General features: G+C 29.4%; 19 protein-coding genes. 11 read left to right on the top strand and 8 right to left on the bottom strand.

All coding sequences use genetic code 11. The annotated features are described in order from the left end of the window. Positions 1–12: 12 nt before the first annotated feature. Together AC5YGA_RS01860 and AC5YGA_RS01865 are read right to left on the bottom strand one after the other, a co-directional pair. The gene (locus AC5YGA_RS01860) at positions 13–438 is read right to left on the bottom strand and encodes a c-type cytochrome (protein WP_415309016.1); all 426 of its coding nucleotides are present in this window, start codon (positions 436–438) and stop codon (positions 13–15) included. A 52-nt stretch (positions 439–490) separates the two neighbouring features. Then, the gene (locus tag AC5YGA_RS01865) at positions 491–1,174 is read right to left on the bottom strand and encodes an MBL fold metallo-hydrolase (RefSeq protein WP_415309018.1); all 684 of its coding nucleotides are present in this window, start codon (positions 1,172–1,174) and stop codon (positions 491–493) included. A 69-nt stretch (positions 1,175–1,243) separates the two neighbouring features. Between AC5YGA_RS01865 and AC5YGA_RS01870 the strand changes: the two genes are divergently transcribed. Beyond that, entirely contained in the window at positions 1,244–1,753 is a 510-nt protein-coding gene (locus AC5YGA_RS01870) for a hypothetical protein (protein ID WP_415309020.1), read from the top strand. Positions 1,754–1,757: 4 nt separating this feature from the next. Here AC5YGA_RS01870 and AC5YGA_RS01875 read toward each other — a convergent pair whose 3' ends face one another. Together AC5YGA_RS01875 and AC5YGA_RS01880 are read right to left on the bottom strand one after the other, a co-directional pair. Beyond that, positions 1,758–2,420, bottom strand: a complete 663-nt coding sequence (locus tag AC5YGA_RS01875; RefSeq protein ID WP_415309021.1) for a TenA family protein — start codon at positions 2,418–2,420, stop codon at positions 1,758–1,760. Next, positions 2,420–3,913: a sodium:solute symporter family transporter gene (locus AC5YGA_RS01880; protein ID WP_415309023.1), complete on the bottom strand. Its 1,494-nt coding sequence runs from the start codon at positions 3,911–3,913 to the stop codon at positions 2,420–2,422. Before AC5YGA_RS01880 ends, AC5YGA_RS01875 begins: the two co-directional genes overlap by 1 nt. Positions 3,914–4,142: 229 nt before the next feature. Between AC5YGA_RS01880 and AC5YGA_RS01885 the strand changes: the two genes are divergently transcribed. Further along, a complete protein-coding gene (locus tag AC5YGA_RS01885; protein ID WP_415309025.1) occupies positions 4,143–5,078 on the top strand; it encodes an ABC transporter ATP-binding protein in 936 nt (311 codons plus the stop codon). Further along, the gene (locus tag AC5YGA_RS01890) at positions 5,068–5,835 is read left to right on the top strand and encodes an ABC transporter permease (RefSeq protein ID WP_415309027.1); all 768 of its coding nucleotides are present in this window, start codon (positions 5,068–5,070) and stop codon (positions 5,833–5,835) included. The genes AC5YGA_RS01885 and AC5YGA_RS01890 overlap by 11 nt, the downstream gene beginning before the upstream one ends. Before the next feature lie 2 nt (positions 5,836–5,837). Here AC5YGA_RS01890 and AC5YGA_RS01895 read toward each other — a convergent pair whose 3' ends face one another. Beyond that, a complete protein-coding gene (locus tag AC5YGA_RS01895) occupies positions 5,838–7,004 on the bottom strand; it encodes a mandelate racemase/muconate lactonizing enzyme family protein (protein WP_415309029.1) in 1,167 nt (388 codons plus the stop codon). A 165-nt stretch (positions 7,005–7,169) separates the two neighbouring features. Between AC5YGA_RS01895 and AC5YGA_RS01900 the strand changes: the two genes are divergently transcribed. From AC5YGA_RS01900 to AC5YGA_RS01930, 7 genes are all read left to right on the top strand, one after another. Then, positions 7,170–8,120 (top strand): tripartite tricarboxylate transporter substrate binding protein, encoded by a 951-nt coding sequence (locus AC5YGA_RS01900; RefSeq protein ID WP_415309031.1) that lies wholly within the window; start codon positions 7,170–7,172, stop codon positions 8,118–8,120. Between the two features lie 11 nt (positions 8,121–8,131). After that, on the top strand, positions 8,132–9,631 hold the full coding sequence (locus tag AC5YGA_RS01905; protein WP_415309033.1) for a tripartite tricarboxylate transporter permease: 1,500 nt from the start codon (positions 8,132–8,134) through the stop codon (positions 9,629–9,631). Then, positions 9,624–10,082, top strand: a complete 459-nt coding sequence (locus tag AC5YGA_RS01910; protein ID WP_415309035.1) for a tripartite tricarboxylate transporter TctB family protein — start codon at positions 9,624–9,626, stop codon at positions 10,080–10,082. Before AC5YGA_RS01905 ends, AC5YGA_RS01910 begins: the two co-directional genes overlap by 8 nt. 16 nt (positions 10,083–10,098) lie before the next feature. Further along, on the top strand, positions 10,099–11,061 hold the full coding sequence (locus tag AC5YGA_RS01915; protein ID WP_415309037.1) for an NAD(P)-dependent oxidoreductase: 963 nt from the start codon (positions 10,099–10,101) through the stop codon (positions 11,059–11,061). Between the two features lie 97 nt (positions 11,062–11,158). Further along, a complete protein-coding gene (rseP, locus tag AC5YGA_RS01920; protein ID WP_415309039.1) occupies positions 11,159–12,292 on the top strand; it encodes an RIP metalloprotease RseP in 1,134 nt (377 codons plus the stop codon). Positions 12,293–12,432: 140 nt separating this feature from the next. Continuing rightward, positions 12,433–12,708 carry an HU family DNA-binding protein gene (locus AC5YGA_RS01925; RefSeq protein ID WP_169036682.1) on the top strand — a complete coding sequence of 92 codons (276 nt, stop codon included), beginning with the start codon at positions 12,433–12,435 and terminating at the stop codon, positions 12,706–12,708. Between the two features lie 147 nt (positions 12,709–12,855). Then, on the top strand, positions 12,856–14,157 hold the full coding sequence (locus tag AC5YGA_RS01930; protein ID WP_415309041.1) for an ammonium transporter family protein: 1,302 nt from the start codon (positions 12,856–12,858) through the stop codon (positions 14,155–14,157). 418 nt (positions 14,158–14,575) lie between these two features. Here the strand turns inward: AC5YGA_RS01930 and AC5YGA_RS01935 are convergent, their stop codons facing one another. Beyond that, on the bottom strand, positions 14,576–15,565 hold the full coding sequence (locus tag AC5YGA_RS01935) for a glycosyltransferase family 2 protein (protein WP_415309043.1): 990 nt from the start codon (positions 15,563–15,565) through the stop codon (positions 14,576–14,578). Between the two features lie 32 nt (positions 15,566–15,597). On the opposite strand from AC5YGA_RS01935, the gene AC5YGA_RS01940 reads away from it, so the two are divergent. Next, complete coding sequence (locus AC5YGA_RS01940) at positions 15,598–15,981, top strand: rhodanese-like domain-containing protein (RefSeq protein WP_415309045.1); 384 nt, start codon at positions 15,598–15,600, stop codon at positions 15,979–15,981. A 1-nt stretch (position 15,982) separates the two neighbouring features. On the opposite strand, the gene AC5YGA_RS01945 is transcribed toward AC5YGA_RS01940, so the two are convergent. Then, entirely contained in the window at positions 15,983–16,588 is a 606-nt protein-coding gene (locus AC5YGA_RS01945; RefSeq protein ID WP_415309047.1) for a 2-hydroxychromene-2-carboxylate isomerase, read from the bottom strand. Continuing rightward, positions 16,560–17,033, bottom strand: coding sequence for an ABA4-like family protein (locus AC5YGA_RS01950; protein WP_415309049.1), 474 nt, complete (start codon positions 17,031–17,033; stop codon positions 16,560–16,562). Before AC5YGA_RS01950 ends, AC5YGA_RS01945 begins: the two co-directional genes overlap by 29 nt. Positions 17,034–17,054 lie beyond the last annotated feature (21 nt).

Here is a 17,054-nt window from a genome sequence, read left to right on the forward strand (position 1 = left end):
TATCCTTAGTTATTATTTACTGATTGAAATTTGTCTTTCATATATTTCATCATCCCAATGACTTTTTATGTATGATAGAACAGAATCTATTTGTTTATCATTTATTTTGTCACCAAAACCAATCATTTTTCCTTCATAATTTTTAACTAATTTTGCTAAACCATATTTAATAATATTATGAAGAGTAGCATCATCATGATGCCAGGTATGACCTGCACCATTTAAAGGTGGTGCTTTTCTATGACCATCTTCATCAAGGTCTTTCCAATTTTCTGCACCAACCAAATTAACTTGATGACAACTCACACAGTTATTTTCGTAGATAATTTTTCCTCTAGCAATCATTAAAGTTGAGTCTCTTGTTATAGGAAAGTGAAAATGAGCGTAAGAAATTTGATTAATGAAAATGAATGATATTATAATTAACAATGTTTTCATAAAATTATATTATTATAATTTAGGTAGTTTACTAGTATTAACAATATGAAAGCTAAATAGCCCCTAGTTTAATATTACTGGCAATATTTAGATCAATTAATTTTGGTTTAGGTAAATTTAGACCATTCATTATCTTCACATATTCTTTTTCGTTATTGACTTGTAGTCTAGGATTAAATTTTTTTTCATTACCAATAGAGCTAAATTTCTTTCCATTATAATCATGAGCTGGATAAACAAGGGTTTCCTCAGGTAATTTTAACAACTTATTAAAAATTGAGTCATAAGCATCTTCAGCACTACCATTTTGAAAATCTGTTCGACCCGTTCCATTGATAAGCAAAGTGTCTCCCGAGAATAAACAATCATTCATTAAAAAACTAAAACTGTCAGATGTATGACCTGGAGTATGAAGTGCTTTTATTCTCAATTGATCGAGCGTTATAATTTCTTCATCTTTTACTTTAATTTCTACAGCATCAGCTGGGGTATGATCACCCATAATAGTTACACAATTTGTTTGATTTTTTAATTTACTAGCTCCTGTAATATGATCAGCATGGATATGAGTATCAATGACTTTTACTAATTTTAAATTTAATTCGTTAAGTAATTTTATATAATTTTCAACATTTTCTAAAACTGGATCTATAATTAAGGCTTCTCGACCTTTTTTTGAAGCAATAAGATATGTGTACGTGCTAGTAGCTTTGTCAAATAGTTGTTTAAAAATCATAATATAATTTACTATATTTAATTTATCTTATATTTAAAGCATACAAACAGAATTTAGAGAAAAAAATTTATGCTATCTAATAAAATTAAAGATTATTTAAATGAATATATAAGCCAAGAAGTTTATGTTCAGGTAGCTGTTGCAAAAGGGAAAAATAAGATCACTACTAATGCAGCCATAAGCAAGTATTTTGAAAGTAATCACTTTACTGGTTTAGCTGAAGGCAAACCTTATAATACTTTTTTAGATGATCTTAAGGATAAGTGTCTGGGTAAATTAGTAAATTCTCCAATGAAAGATAGCAAAACTAATGATAAGATTATTGTTGAGTTACAAAAAAAACTTAATACCTTAAAAATTGAAGAATTAAATGATACTTACTGGGAAGTTGAGACGGGTGAATATTTAAGTGAAGTAGATATTAAAGAAATTGAATTTGAGAGAGATACATTGATTAAATTTTTAACATCAAAAGATGAAGCGCACAATACAGTTAGTACTCTTTGTAAAAATTATGAAAAGTTATGTAAAGAAAAATACCCAGAAGCTCCATTGCCTTTAGAAATTCTAAGCAACTAAAAATTTAAACAAAACATTCCCAAAAATTTCTCTCAAGAATAGTTGATTTTTTAAAATTTTTTTTAAGTATATTTAATTTTTTACCCTTATTATTTTTCAAGAGAGCATCTAAATAATCAATATTGTCTTTGGCTATCTGCTGGTATTCGTTTGATGAATACATTTTAATCCAAGAACTATATTTGCTTTTTTTCCATTTTTTAATTTTAGAAAGATTAAACCCAATCTCACCATAGCCAATGATGCATACTGATAGGCATGAGAAAATATCAAGATTGTCTCCATTTTTACCCACACTGAGTACATGATCAGTGTAAGCACTATTAGCTTTCTCGATCACGATGTTATTAAGAGATTTAAGGGGAATCTTCCATTTTTTGCAATAATTGATGTGGAGTTTGATTTCATGATCAATTCCCTTAATAAAATTCACTGATCTATTAATTTCTTCAAAGCTATTAGACTTATAAACACTAAGAGCTAAAATTCTAAGAAATTGCTGTAAGAAAACATAATCTTGAACTAAATAATTTTTAAAATTTTCATCGGGCAGTTTGTTACTTACTAAATCAGATAAAAATTTATGATTAGTGTATTCAGACCATTCCTTCTTACAGCTATTTTTTAATTTATAAAAAAAGGTTTTTTTATTATCGTAAATATTCACTATTCCTTAATTGAAGTTTTAATTTTGGAAAAGTTAAAGTTATCATTCTTTTTAAAGAGCATCACTGTAATCATGGGTGTAAATGTTGCTAAAATAAATGACCAAAATAATAATGTTGTAGATATCCAAATAGGAAATACTTCAGCTGGAAATAATTTACCAATTAAAATACTTTTATCAAAAGTTTGGTTAGGAAATAGAAGTAATCCAGATATCAGTCCAATTATAACTGAGATTAAAGAAAGTTTTTCATCAACATCACCTTTGAACATCCCATAAAAAATAGGAAATACAGCAGCACAACATAATAAATCTGCAAATAAAAACATAAATAAGACGCTGTAACCCTTAGATGCGATCAAAAAAACAATTGCTGATAAACCACATATTAAATATTTAGATAGCATTAGATAACTATTCTTATTTTTTAAACTAATAAATTTATTTCCCTCAATAGTAATAATGCTTGAAAGTGCATTAATAAGTGTATCCATACTGCTAATTACTAAGGCTAAAACTAAAATTAATATTGATATGGTTAACAAAGAATTAATTCCAGTAAATGGCTCTAATAAAAGTGTAAAAAATAAAGTACTAGGGTCTGCTGCTTTATCAACTGATACTGCAAGAATTCCAAAAAAACCTAAAACAAGCATAAATGGAATTACAATTAAGAAGGCAGACATAAATCCTTTTCTTAAATCATCTGAACTTTTTGCTGCAAATACTCTCTGCCAAACGCCTTGATCAAATAAGTTAGTTGCAAAAACAGCAATAAAAAAAGTTAAGCCAGCAGTATAGCCATAAAAATATTTACCACTCATTAATGTACCAGCTTTTTCATTAATTAAATCCATAGTAAAAGTATTATTTCCAGAATTATAGATATGGTTGATAGCAAATATTAATAAAATCATAATTATAATAAATTGAATTTTATCTGTAAAAATTGAAGCTCTAAGTCCTCCATAAAGAGTGTAAGATAGAGTGGCAACAATTATTACAAGAGAGGTTTGCCAAAGAGGAAACCCTGACATTAAGTTAACAACTTTTGCAATTGCTGTAACTTCAGCTGCAAAATAAACAAACATATACATTATTGTTAATAATAAAACCAAACGAAACATAGCTTTACCAAATCTAATTAAAACAAATTGAGTAAGAGTATTACCGTTAGGCATAATTTTTCTCATTCTCTGACCGATTGTAATAAAAGCCAAGAAAGGTAGAGCTTGACCTAAGCCATAACCAATTATAGCACCTAAGCCACCCCAAGTAGCAGCCTCTGATGGACCAATTAAAATCCACACACCAAAACATGATGCAACTAATGATGCAGTTAAAGATCTTTTACCAATTGATCTATCTGCATTTAAATATGAGTTAATCGAAAGTTTACCTTTTGAATAAACTATTCCAATAGTAGCAAAAGCTAATGAAGTTAAAAGTAAGGTAATTATAGTAGTTGATTGATCTAGATATGTTGTGTTCATTTTTCCCTTCGTTGTGATTATACAACAGGTTCTTTGGGTATATTCTCAGCTTTTTACAGCACCCCAGAAACTGATATTCTTAAAAAAAAGAATATAAAAGTTAATTTAAGAAATAATTAAATTAAGTCAAATTTTAACTCCAAGATATGAACACTAGGTAATGAAATAATGTATTAAATTAGTAGGTTTATTGAATTAATTTCATTAATAACTATATACACCTTAATAAATGTCTGAGATTCAAATATCCATTAACAACTTATCCAAAGTTTATGATAATGGTTTTAAAGCCCTTAATAATGTTAGTCTTAAAGTAAAACAGGGTGAAATCCTTGCAATGCTTGGACCTAATGGTGCGGGAAAAACAAGTTTAATCAGTATTATTTGTGGAATTGTTAAACCTTCTTCAGGAACTGTTAAAATAGATAATTTTGATATTATAAAAGATTATAGAGAGACGAGATCAAGAATAGGGCTTGTTCCTCAAGAACTAAACTTAGAATCTTTTGAAACTGTTTTTGATACTGTGTCTTATTCCAGAGGATTGTATGGAAAGCTACCTAAACCAGAACATATTGAAAAAATTTTAAAAGATTTAAGTTTGTGGGATAAAAAAGATCAAAGACTGAGACAATTGTCAGGTGGAATGAAGAGAAGAGTTTTAATTGCAAAAGCTTTGTCTCATGAGCCTAAAATACTATTTCTTGACGAACCAACAGCTGGTGTAGATGTTGAACTTAGAAGAGACATGTGGATGGTTGTTGAAGAGTTAAGAAAAACAGGGGTCACAATTATCTTAACTACCCACTATATTGAAGAGGCAGAAGCTATTGCTGACCGTGTAGCTGTAATTAATCAAGGAGAAATTATTATTGTTGAAGATAAAAAAGAATTAATTAAAAAAATGGGTCATAAAAAACTAACTATTGAATTACAAAAAAAAATTAAAGAAATTCCTGATGATTTACTTAAATATAGTCTTGAAATAGGTGAAGATCACATGTCTTTAATTTATACTTATAATGTTCAAGCTGAAAAAACTGGTATTACAGATTTATTACAAGATTTAAAAGATACTGGCTTAAAGTTAAAAGATTTAAAAACAGAACAAAGTACTTTGGAGAAGATATTTGTTGATTTAGTAAAGGAAAATAATGAAATTTAATTATTACGGATTTAGAGCTATTTATGTTCATGAGATGAATAGATTTATAAGAACTGTAGGTCAGTCTATTCTTTCTCCAGTAATATCCACCTCGTTATATTTTGTAGTGTTCGGTTCAGTTATTGGAAATTATATTGAAAAAATTGATGGTGTTAGTTATGGATCATTCATTGTACCCGGTCTCTTAATGCTAACTCTATTAACTCAATCAATAAGTAACACTTCGTTTGGAATATTTTTTCCAAAATTTAATGGAACTATTAACGAGATTTTAGCAGCACCTATATCAACGCTTGAAACGGTTCTAGCTTTTGTTGGAGCAGGAGCCACTAAAACATTAATTGTTGGTGCTGTAATTTATGCAACTGCTTCTTTTTTTGCAGATGTGACAGTTAAATATCCATTGTTAATGATATTTTTATTAGTTTTAGTTTCGTTCACTTTTGCTTTATTTGGCTTTTTAATTGGTGTTGTTAGTAAAAACTTTGAACAAATGTCTATCATTCCATCATTAGTGATAACGCCTATGGTATTTTTAGGAGGCAGCTTATATTCTCTTGATATGTTGCCACCAATTTGGCAAACAATTTCTTATTTTAATCCTGTAGTTTATCTAATTGATGGCTTAAGATTTTCTTTCTACGGTGTCTCTGATTTTGATATTTGGATAAGTATAAGCTCAATGGTTATATTTTTAATTATTTGTATAACTGCTGTCTCAGTTCTTCTTAAAAAAGGATATAATATTAAGAGTTAAGATTAACTAAAAAGCCTTTTAAATAAATCATTTAATTTTTTTTTATGCTCATAACCCATGCCTATAAATTTTGGAAAGGTTACGTAACTATTTTCAACTAAAGAAGAATCTGGAAATCCTCCAAAAGGCTGAAATAAACTAGGGTAAATTTCATTTCCACCTAAATTTAACCCTGCTGCAATATTACAAGAAATTTGATGTCCACCATGAGGTATCACTCTTGTGGAGTTCCAATTATTTTCTTTCATCATTTTTAAAGTTTTTAAATATTCAACTAATCCATAACTTAAAGAGCAATCAAATTGTAACCAGTCAATATCTTTTCGCATTCCACCATAACGAATTAAATTTCTAGAATCTTGCATTGAAAATAAATTTTCACCGGTAGCTAATCCATTTTTATAAGTTTTTGATAATTCAGAATTCAATTTATAATCCAGAGGGTCTCCTGCTTCTTCATACCACTTAAGATTATAAGGTTCTATTGCTACTCCATATTTAATTGCTGTTTTTAGATCAAATCTACCATTTGCATCAACACATAAATTTTGACCATCTCCGACTAACTTTAAAACGCTTTCAATTCTTTTTAAATCATCCTTTAAAGGTGCGCCTCCTATTTTCATTTTGACTGTTGTAAATCCCAAATCTAAATAACCTTTCATTTCATCAAGAAGTAATGGAATATCTTTGCCTGGGTAGTAATAGCCACCAGCAGCATATACAAAAATTTTGTTAGTGAATTCTCCATTGCCGTATTTTTTAGCCAAGTATTCATACAGTGGAACTTGTTCTATTTTTGAAACTATATCCCATATTGCCATATCTAAAGTTCCTACAGCCGTACTTCTTTCTCCATGACCACCTGGTTTTTCATTTTGCATTAAAACTTTTGAAATTTTTTCTGGACTAAAATTATTACCTTCGTCGTTTAATAAGTCTTTTTCATTAGCTTCATTTAATCTAGGTATAAATCTTTTTGTTAGGAGTTCACTGACTGCATATCTTCCATTTGAATGAAATCCATACCCAACCACATTTTCACCATTTATTTTGACATCAGTTTTTATTGCAACAACACTACAGTCCATTTTTGCAAAACTGATATAGGCATTTTTAATGTCTGAATTAATTGAAAAAGTTTTTTCTTGAATATCAATAATTTTCATTTTTATTTAATAATAGAGTAATTTTGATTTTTTACTTTCAATATTTATAAACATCAAGGATAGAACTTAAAATATAACATAAATTTAAGCTTACATGCTCATTGACACGAACATTAAAAGTAAATACTTTTTATATATAAATTAACTAACAAGAGGAAATATCTAATGAAATTAAAATCTTATATTAGTAAATTTCTTGCAGCATTATCACTTACAATTATTAGTATAAGTGGTGTTAACGCAGGAGTTACAAACATAATACCATTCGGCCCAGGTGGAGAATCTGATGTTACGGCTAGAATGCAACAACCTTATTATAAAGACATTTACAAGGAAGATATTGTTGTTCAATACAAACCAGGTGGTGGAGGATCAGTAGGCTGGTCTTCTTTAAATTCAGAAAAAAGTGATGGTAGTGTGATAATGGGTGTTAACCTTCCACACATCATTATGCAACCTATCGCTAAAGGTGAAAAAGCTGGTTACAAAACAGAAGATGTAAATGTTTTTTCATTTTTTCACTATACGCCTGATGCAATTTTAGTAGAAGCATCAAGTCCTTACAAAACATTAGAAGAGTTAATGAGCTTTGCAAAAAAAAATCCAGGACAACTTACTTTTAGTGGATCTGGAACATATTCAGCAAACCATCTTTTAACTATTTCTTTAAATAAAAAAGCAAAAGTTAAAACTACTTATGTTCCTTTCAAAGGTACAGGTGCTGCTGTTCAAGCATTATTAGGTAAGGTAGTTGTAGCTGAAGCTGGCTATTCAACTGTTGCTGCTAAACAGGGTTCTAAAGTTAGAATGCTTGCTGTAGCATCAGAAGAAAGACTGCCAGCTTTCCCAGATGTTCCTACTTTTAAAGAGTTAGGATATAACATTGTTTCTGGAGCATATAGAGGTTACGCACTTCCTAAGTCTGCTTCTAAAGCTACGGTTAAAGAATGGTCTGATCGTATTATGAAAATTAATGCTGATCCAGCTTTCATCAAACAAATGGAAGACAATGCTTTTGTAGTTGTTAACATTGGTCATAAAGAAATGAAAAAGTTTATGAAAAAACAAATGAAAGCCAACAAAGCTATTGCTAAAGAACTTGGTTTAATTAAGTAAACAAGTTTTAGATGACAAATATTTTTACAGATTTTTTGTCATCATTAAGCCTACTTAATTTAGGCTTGGCTTTTTCGGGAGTTTTGGCGGGCATCATTATAGGTGCTTTGCCAGGACTTTCAGCAACCATGGCAGTTGCTATTTTAGTACCCTTTACATTTGCACTCGAACCTTCTTCTGGACTAATCGTTCTAGGAGCGATTTATACTGGCGCCATTTTTGGAGGTTCATGGTCTGCAATCTTAATTAATACACCAGGAACACCTTCAGCTGTTGCAACTACGTTTGATGGATATCCTATGGCTAAAATTGGTAATGGTGATTTAGCTATGTCTATAAGTTGTATGTCATCATTTGTAGGAGGAATAGTGGGAGTTATATGTTTAGCTTTATTTGCACCTCCATTAGCAAGTATTTCTCTTAAATTTGGTCCTACAGAATATTTTTGGTTAGCTATTTTAGGTTTAACATTAATTTCAACGTTAGCAGAAGGAGATAATATTAAATCATTAATTGGTGCTTGTCTTGGTTTATTAATGTCTATGATTGGTGTCGCAGTTATTGGTGGTGATATGAGAATGACCTGGAATATCAGTTTTTTAAATAGTGGAATAGAAATTGTTAGTGCAATGATTGGACTTTTTTGTATTCCAGTTATTTTAGATCTAACTAGCATGAAGGGAAAACACTTAAGTGAAAATACAACACCCAAAAGTTTAAGATTAAAAGAATCTTTTTTAATAATGTATCATAAAAAATTTGAAGCATTAAGAGGAGCAATAATTGGAACTTTTATTGGTATCCTTCCAGGTGCTGGAGGAAGTATTGCAAGCATAGTTTCGTATGGCGAAGCAAAAAGAAGTTCAAAAAATAAAGATAATTTTGGTAAAGGTGAACCAGAAGGTTTAATTGCATCAGAGACAGCAAATAATGCAACAGTTGGCGGTGGCTTTATTCCGACACTGTGTCTTGGTATACCAGGCACCCCACCTGATGCTGTAATTTTAGGAGCATTATTAGTTCAAGGAATAAGAACAGGGGACACTTTGTTTACTCAGCAATCATCAATTGTGTACACTTTTATATTCGGTTTACTTTTAGCAACCATTATGATGCTACCATTAGGATTATTAATGGGAAGATATGCATACAAATCTATAATCAAAATACCAAGAGAAATATTAATACCAATCATAATATTTCTAACAATTATTGGTAGTTATTCTATTCAAAACAATATTCTAAACGTCTATTTCATGTTCTTTTTTGGTTTAATTGGTTGGATATTAAATAGAGCAGGATTTAAAGCTTCACCAATTGTCTTAGGATTAGTGTTGGGACAAATTGCTGAACAAGGATTTGTTCAAGCTTATATAATAGGCAGTGCTCAAGAAAATATTTTTGCAAATTATTTTGCTAGACCTATCTCGATTGCATTGGTGTTCTTTATTATAATGGGCTTATTTCTTCCCACTTTAAAACGAATTTATAATAGGAGAAAAAATGCTTAAATTTATTAAAGATAAAACATCATTTATCTCTGGTATTTGTCTTATTTTATTATCTCTACTTCTTTTTTATGAAGCAAGTACCCTAAGCCCTTTTGGTTCAGTTTTTCCATATGCAATAACAACAGCATTAATAATCTTATCTGTAATTTTAATATTTCGTTCTCTTAAATTAGAAATTAAAGTCATTAATGAAAAAGTTTCATTTATTAAGATTCCTTTATTAATTGTAACATTTTTTGCATGGATATATTTTTTAGAAAGAGCTGGATTTATTTTAACGAGTTTAATTTCATTTAATTTGCTTATTTTAATTAATGCAGGTCAAAGTATCCCTTTAAAGAAGATAATATTTTATATGTTATTAGGTAGTATATTCATTCTCCTTTTATACTTTGGGTTTAAAAATTTACTATTAGTACCACTTCCAGAAGGTCTCTGGTTTAGAGCTTAAAATAAAAGGAAAAAAAATGTATAAAATTGGCATCATTGATACTATGAAGGATAAAGGCATTGAACTTTTAAAAAATTATAAAGATTTTGACTGCGAAATAGTAACTGACCTATCTAGAGAAAATCTTTTATTAAAGTTACCCGAGTTTGATGGGATTACCCTTAGAAGGGGTAAAATTGACAGAGAAATTTTAAACAAATGTGAAAAGCTGAAAGTTATAGCAAGACACGGCGTTGGTTACGATAGTGTTGACACTATATGTCTGAAAGAAAAAAAAATTACTTTACTTGTAGCGCACAAATCAACATCTACTTCACCAGCTGAACATATAATGTTCATGATTATGAATATTTATAAAGGTGTTGGCATGTTTGATACTTTGGTTAGATATGGAGATTTTGTTAAAGCAATACATTTAAATATTGAAAAGAACTTCGAGCTATTTAATAAAACAGTTCTTATTGCTGGTTTTGGAAGAATTGGAAAAAAATTGATTAAAAAATGCCTTGGCTTTGATATGAAAGTTATAGTTTTTGATCCTTATGTTGATAATAAGATTGTAGAATCTTTTGGTGGAGTAAAAGTTGAAAATCTTGAAGAGGGCTTAAAAGAAGCTGATATTTTATCATTAAGCTTACCCTTAAATAATGAAACTAAAAATTTTATAACTCTAAAAGAAATGAAACTTATGAAAAAGAGTTCAATAATAATTAATGCAGCAAGAGGTGGAATTGTTAATGAAGAAGACTTAAACAATGCTCTTAATAATAATATTATAGCATTTGCTGGAATAGATGTTTTTGAAAAAGAACCACCAATACTAACAAACCCATTAATAACAAATAAAAAAGTAGTGTTAAGCCCACATGCTGCAACTTTTACTAAAGAAGGGTTGGAAAGTATGGCTGTTGAAACAGCACAAAACATCATAGATTTTTTTGAAGACAGAGTTGAACAAACTAAGGTTGTTAAGTTATAATCAGTTATTAAATCTAATCAAAATTCTCTATCAGTGTTACTAACTTTCTTGTTATTCTGTTATTGAGTATATCCTTAAATTCAGATAAAATAATATGATGTTATCTTATATCTTACCTTTTATAGCTTTAATTGTTGTTGTTGTGTTTATCCATGAATATGGTCATTATTATTTTGCTAAACGATTTGGTGTAGGGATTACTGATTTTTCAATAGGTTTTGGTAAAGAAATGTTTGGTTGGAACGATAATTCAGGCACTAGATGGAAGGTTTGTGTCATACCACTTGGTGGGTATGTTAAATTTTTTGGTGATAGAAATGTTTATAGTCAAGCTGACAATGAAAAAATAATAAAGGAATATAGTAAAGAAGATCAAGATAAATTATTTGTTTTAAAGCCCTTATATCAAAGAGCTTTAATTGTATTTGGTGGCCCTTTAGCTAACTTTTTATTAGCAATTCTAATATTTTTTTCAGTTTATACCTTTGCTGGAAAAGACTTTACTCCAGCTGTAATTAATGAAGTTCAAAAAGATAGCCCTGCAATGATAGCTGGTCTTAAAGACAATGATATTGTTGTCTCAATTGATGGTAATGAGGTTAAAAGCATCATGGAGGTATCCAAATTCATTATGATGTCTTCAGATGAATTTATTAACTTTACAGTAAATAGATATGATCAGGACTTAACTTTTAGAGTAAAACCAAATACTGTTGAAGGAGAGGATAATCTTGGAAATAAAATTAGTAAACGAATGGTTGGAATTAAGCTTGGCGCTTATAATAATGAAGTAAATCACGTTAAACTTGGTCCAGCTAAAGCTCTGTTTTATGCGGTTAATGAAGTTTATTATGTGAGCGCTTCTAGTCTTAAGTATATTGGCAGTATGATTGTTGGAAATGGCGATACTTCCCAGTTAGGTGGTCCAATTCGAATAGCAAAAATTAGTGGACAGGTTGCAGAATTTGGAATTTTACCATTTATAAGCCTTATGGCTTACATTTCTATTAGCTTAGGGTTAATAAATCTGTTTCCAATTCCAATGTTAGATGGAGGACACTTAATGTTTTATGGTATTGAAAAACTATTAGGACGGCCTTTATCACAAAAAACACAAGAAGGTTTTTTTCGAATCGGATTGTTTTTATTGCTATCATTGATGTTTTTTACAACGTTTAATGACCTAAAAGACGTTGGTTTGTTTAAGTTTTTTAGTAATTATATTTCTTAAATAACCTTTTAAAATCAACACTTATTTAATAAATAACAACATATTGGGTTTTTAATTTTAAGAGGCACTAATAAAAAGCTTGATTTATGGGCTTTAATGTAAATTATGTGAAAATAACCAATAAAACCGGAGCTAAATAAATGAATAAAAAACAATTAATAGCACAACTTTCAGGTTCTCTAAACCTAAGTAAAGCTGATGCTGAGCGTACTTTTGATACAATTACAAACACTATTCTAGATGCTTTAAAAGGTGACGATACAGTGAAAATTGCTGGATTTGGAACTTATAAAGTAGCAAAAAGAAAAGCTAGAGTTGGAAGAAACCCAAGAACTGGAGAACAAATTCAAATTGGTGCTTCTCAAAAAGTTAAGTTCTTACCAGCTAAGTCACTTAAAGAAATGTTTAACAAATAAACAAGTCTCGAATTTAAATAACAGCCTTTTGCAGAAATGTAACAAGGCTGTTAGTACATGCAAATATTGCATAGCCCTTTTTCCACATCAGCATTAGTTTTTAATTAAGTCCTGAATATAAGTTACTTCACAAACAGGGAGGTCTTAATGACAAAAATAATAAAAAAAATATCAGTGCCACTTATTAGTTTATTACTTTTATTAAACATGAGTAGTGCTGGAATAGCAGAAACAACAGTTTCTGCAGAAGTAGGATTTGTATTTAATACACTTCTATTTTTGATTTGTGGCTTTTTAGTAATGTTCATGGCCGCGGGATTTGCAATGCTAGAGTCTGGAATGGTTACTTCTAAAAGTGTTTCTGTAATTTGTGCAAAAAATATTGGTTTGTATGCAATTTCAGGAATTATGTTTTGGTTGGTTGGTTACAATTTAGCATACGGTATACCGGAAGGTGGGTATATAGGTAACTTTATACCTTGGTCAGATACAAGTTCATTAGAAACTGGGTATTCTGCTGGATCAGACTGGTTTTTCCAAATGGTATTTTGCGCAACAACAGTTTCAATTTGCTCAGGAGCAATGGCTGAAAGAATTAAGTTATGGCCATTCTTTTTATTTGCAGCAATTTTATCAGGCGTTATCTATCCTATAGTAATGGGATGGCAGTGGGGTGGAGGCTGGTTAGCAGTTATTGGATTTTCTGATTTTGCAGGATCAACTCTTGTTCATTCAACTGGTGGTGCAGCTGCACTTGCTGGTATTATAATACTTGGTCCAAGATTTGGCAGATTTGATAGCAAAGGCAATCCAAAAGCTATTCAACCATTTGCAGCATCATCAATTCCATTAGTTACAATTGGTGTGTTTGTATTGTGGTTAGGTTGGTTTGGATTTAATGGTGGATCTCAATTAGCATTAGGTTCATTTGCTGATGCAGTTGCTATTTCAACAATCTTTATTAACACAAATCTTGCAGCGTGTGGTGGAGTATTAGCAGCAGCTGTGATTACAAGACTATTGTTTGGTAAAACTGATGTAGTTCAAATGTTAAATGGTGCAATTGGTGGATTAGTTGCAATAACAGCTGAACCATTAGCTCCAACACCTTTAGCAGCAATATTAATTGGTGCAATGGGTGGTGTAATAGTTGTATTTGGAACTAAGCTACTATTTTCATTCAAACTTGATGATGTAGTAGGTGCAATCCCAGCCCACATGTTTGCAGGTATATTTGGAACTTTAGTAGTACCAATTACAAATGCAGACGCAACATTCAGTGCACAGTTAATAGGAGTGTTATCAATTAACATTTTTGTTTTTGTAGTGTCATACATAATCTGGTCGATTATGAATAGTCTCTTTGGAATTAGATTGAGCAAAGAAGCTCAAGCCAAAGGTACAGATGTTACTGAAACAGGAGTAATTGCTTACGCAATCAGAGACTAACAAAATAATTTAACTCTCTCTTAAAGTTAATAAACAGGCCCCTTAACTGGGGCCTTTTTAATTATTACTTAAATATATAAATAAACGTTAAAATTATAAAAACTAAGATTATCCAAATAGTAAGATTAGTTAATAATTGTTTTAATTTAGAGTTAGAACTTAAAAAAGCAGGAAGCACCAACAACAAAACTCCTATCATATATATAACAGGTAGTATCTGATCCATTAATTCCTTAAATTATCTTATTACCTTCATTAATTTTTACTGATGGTATATTTCACTTGCTGTTATTGCTGCTCTTTCAGGATCCCACTTTTTTTTCTCAACAAAATATTTATAATTATCTTTATAACAACGATTTCGATCGTCACTATAAGATGTTAATATTAAAAAAATAGAACCACGATCTCTAAAAGTTTATTGATTTTCATCCCAAAGTTTTTTGTAATTAATAAAAGGTGACAACCCATAGCTAGAATTTACATTTGTTAGATGTAAAGAAAGACTTTTTAAAGGAGAGATACAAAATTCTTTTGTATAAATTTTATTTAGGTGTTTTTCAAAAGGATCGTGTCTATCTAGGCAATTATTATAAAAGTTATCCCAATACTTTTCTAATAAAAACTTAGTTGTCATAAATGTACATAAAGTTTTATCAATAGTTCTCCAATGTCTTTTGTTTCCAATTAGAATATTTGTTTTTTCATTATTCATATAAAGATATGGATAATCAGCAGGACACATAAAGATATCCTTATTAATCTGTGAAGCTATTCTCTCATATGATGCAATCATTTCTTCCATCATTGGTTCAAAATGCAAATAATCATCCTCAACAAAGAAAACTAAATCCTCACCATGTTCTTTTCCCAACTCAAAAGATTGAAGTAAACTTGCTAAATTTGAAAAAGTTTGATCATTTTTTTGTTGTTTGATTGTATCTTTATATTTATCATGGTTTAAATGAGTAATACTCATATCTAAACCACTTCCATCTATAAGCTTTTTTAACTTATTTAAATTTTCATCTTTAGACTTATCATCTACAATTATGGTCTTAAATTTAATGTTTGAGTACTTAATTTTAGAAAAATTAATTGATCTAATCAGTGATTTTAAAGCTCTTAATGAATATTCAATTTTTGGTTCTTCAAACAATCTTTTTTTATTTTGATCCCATATCTCAACATCAGTATTAGTTCTAAATATAATCAGTACAGAATTAACTTTTTTAGTAATCTTTACTTCACCTAAGGGTAAAACAATTGACTTTTCATTTATTGTTGAAAGCTCTTCATTTAATTCTTTTTGAAGTGTGGGCGAACTGAAGTCACTCTGATCAATTATCTCATAACCCAAAATTTTTGAAAGTTTAATGAATAGTTTTTTTATGATGCTTTTTTTCATATAATTGTTTATGATTATATTTTTACAATATTATGCCTATTAAATCATCACAAACTCTAGTTTATGAAGCATTAAGTGAAGTAAAAACTATTACAGCTGATGAAGCATTAAAACTATCTAATGAAGACAAATGCACGTTAATTGATATTAGAGAAAAAGCTGAACTAGATAAAACAGGCAGAATTGAAAACTCAAATCATATCCCTCGTGGAATGTTAGAGTTTTGGCTGGATCCTGAAGGTCCTTATTTCAAAAGTGGTAAAATTGACATGAATAAAGAAATGGTTTTATTTTGTGCTGGTGGCTTAAGATCAGCACTAGCTGCCAAATCTTTAAAAGAAATGGGATTTGAAAAAGTTTCACATATCGATGGTGGCTTTGCCGCTATAAGCCAAAGTGATTTTAAAATAGTTTAGTCTATTTTTTATATTCGTCTAAAGCAAATTCTAACCTATCTTGTCCCCAAAATATTTTATTATTAACAACAAATGTTGGTGCACCAAATACTTCTTTATCATGAGCTTCTCGAGTAATAATTTTTAATTCATCTTTTATTTTAGGATTTTTGATACCATCAAAGAAATCATTTGCATTAATTTTACATTTTTTAAGAATAATTTTTAATATTTCTTCTTTAGAAATGTCTAAATCCTCCCTCCAGTAGGCATTAAACATTTTATTTAAGTATATGTCTTTAACTTCATTATTTATAAAAAGATAACCGCGCATGATATTTAATGAATTAATAGGAAATTTAGAGTTCCAAAAAAAATTAGTTTTATTTTTTTTAGCAATTAAATCACAATCACTTATCATATGTTTTAATTTGGATTTAATAAAAGCTGGAGCTGTTATGCCTTGTAAATTATGAAGACCACCTAAAAGAACTGGCTTATAGATAAAATTAATATCTATCTTTTTTTTTAATTTCATTACTTTTTTGTGAGCAAGGTAGGAGTAGGGACTAATGAAATCAAAATAAAAATCAATTGATTTAATCATAAAGACTAATTCTTTTTGCATAAAATAATCGTAAAATCCAGTATATCATAATTCCAATTGGCCCAATCAGGTAGGTAACTATAAGCGGTAATGACACAAGAACTCTATTCATATTAAAAATTGTTGAATCTTTAACAATCCAGCCACCACAAAACAAATTCATAGCCAGAAAATGAACCCAAAATAAAATTAAAAAAGATTTATTTTCAAACAGACTAGATATTTCATCAAGCCCTAAATAAAGATTAAAATTTTGTAAAAAATTGTAAGCATCTAAATAAACAATATAGAGTAAGTATGTATAAGCTAAGCTTAAAATAAATATTGGAAAAATTGAAGTAATAAAAACTCTACATATTTGTGATTGAGGAAAAATTATTAACACTATCCAAAAAGGTAAAACACCTAAATTTAACCATAGGTAAACCATTTCTAATGTAAAGAATGTATAAATTTGCCCAATCATTTTTTAATGTATTATATTACA

The organism is Candidatus Pelagibacter sp. uisw_091 (genome assembly GCF_059512525.1).

Bases quoted from the DNA above. Each gene is read 5' to 3' on its own strand.
- AC5YGA_RS01860 (WP_415309016.1), bottom strand. From the start codon at position 438: ATGAAAACATTGTTAATTATAATATCATTCATTTTCATTAATCAAATT.
- AC5YGA_RS01865 (WP_415309018.1), bottom strand. From the start codon at position 1,174: ATGATTTTTAAACAACTATTTGACAAAGCTACTAGCACGTACACATAT.
- AC5YGA_RS01870 (WP_415309020.1), top strand. From the start codon at position 1,244: ATGCTATCTAATAAAATTAAAGATTATTTAAATGAATATATAAGCCAA.
- AC5YGA_RS01880 (WP_415309023.1), bottom strand. From the start codon at position 3,913: ATGAACACAACATATCTAGATCAATCAACTACTATAATTACCTTACTT.
- AC5YGA_RS01885 (WP_415309025.1), top strand. From the start codon at position 4,143: ATGTCTGAGATTCAAATATCCATTAACAACTTATCCAAAGTTTATGAT.
- AC5YGA_RS01890 (WP_415309027.1), top strand. From the start codon at position 5,068: ATGAAATTTAATTATTACGGATTTAGAGCTATTTATGTTCATGAGATG.
- AC5YGA_RS01895 (WP_415309029.1), bottom strand. From the start codon at position 7,004: ATGAAAATTATTGATATTCAAGAAAAAACTTTTTCAATTAATTCAGAC.
- AC5YGA_RS01900 (WP_415309031.1), top strand. From the start codon at position 7,170: ATGAAATTAAAATCTTATATTAGTAAATTTCTTGCAGCATTATCACTT.
- AC5YGA_RS01905 (WP_415309033.1), top strand. From the start codon at position 8,132: ATGACAAATATTTTTACAGATTTTTTGTCATCATTAAGCCTACTTAAT.
- AC5YGA_RS01910 (WP_415309035.1), top strand. From the start codon at position 9,624: ATGCTTAAATTTATTAAAGATAAAACATCATTTATCTCTGGTATTTGT.
- AC5YGA_RS01915 (WP_415309037.1), top strand. From the start codon at position 10,099: ATGTATAAAATTGGCATCATTGATACTATGAAGGATAAAGGCATTGAA.
- rseP (WP_415309039.1), top strand. From the start codon at position 11,159: ATGTTATCTTATATCTTACCTTTTATAGCTTTAATTGTTGTTGTTGTG.
- AC5YGA_RS01925 (WP_169036682.1), top strand. From the start codon at position 12,433: ATGAATAAAAAACAATTAATAGCACAACTTTCAGGTTCTCTAAACCTA.
- AC5YGA_RS01930 (WP_415309041.1), top strand. From the start codon at position 12,856: ATGACAAAAATAATAAAAAAAATATCAGTGCCACTTATTAGTTTATTA.
- AC5YGA_RS01935 (WP_415309043.1), bottom strand. From the start codon at position 15,565: ATGAAAAAAAGCATCATAAAAAAACTATTCATTAAACTTTCAAAAATT.
- AC5YGA_RS01940 (WP_415309045.1), top strand. From the start codon at position 15,598: ATGCCTATTAAATCATCACAAACTCTAGTTTATGAAGCATTAAGTGAA.
- AC5YGA_RS01945 (WP_415309047.1), bottom strand. From the start codon at position 16,588: ATGCAAAAAGAATTAGTCTTTATGATTAAATCAATTGATTTTTATTTT.
- AC5YGA_RS01950 (WP_415309049.1), bottom strand. From the start codon at position 17,033: ATGATTGGGCAAATTTATACATTCTTTACATTAGAAATGGTTTACCTA.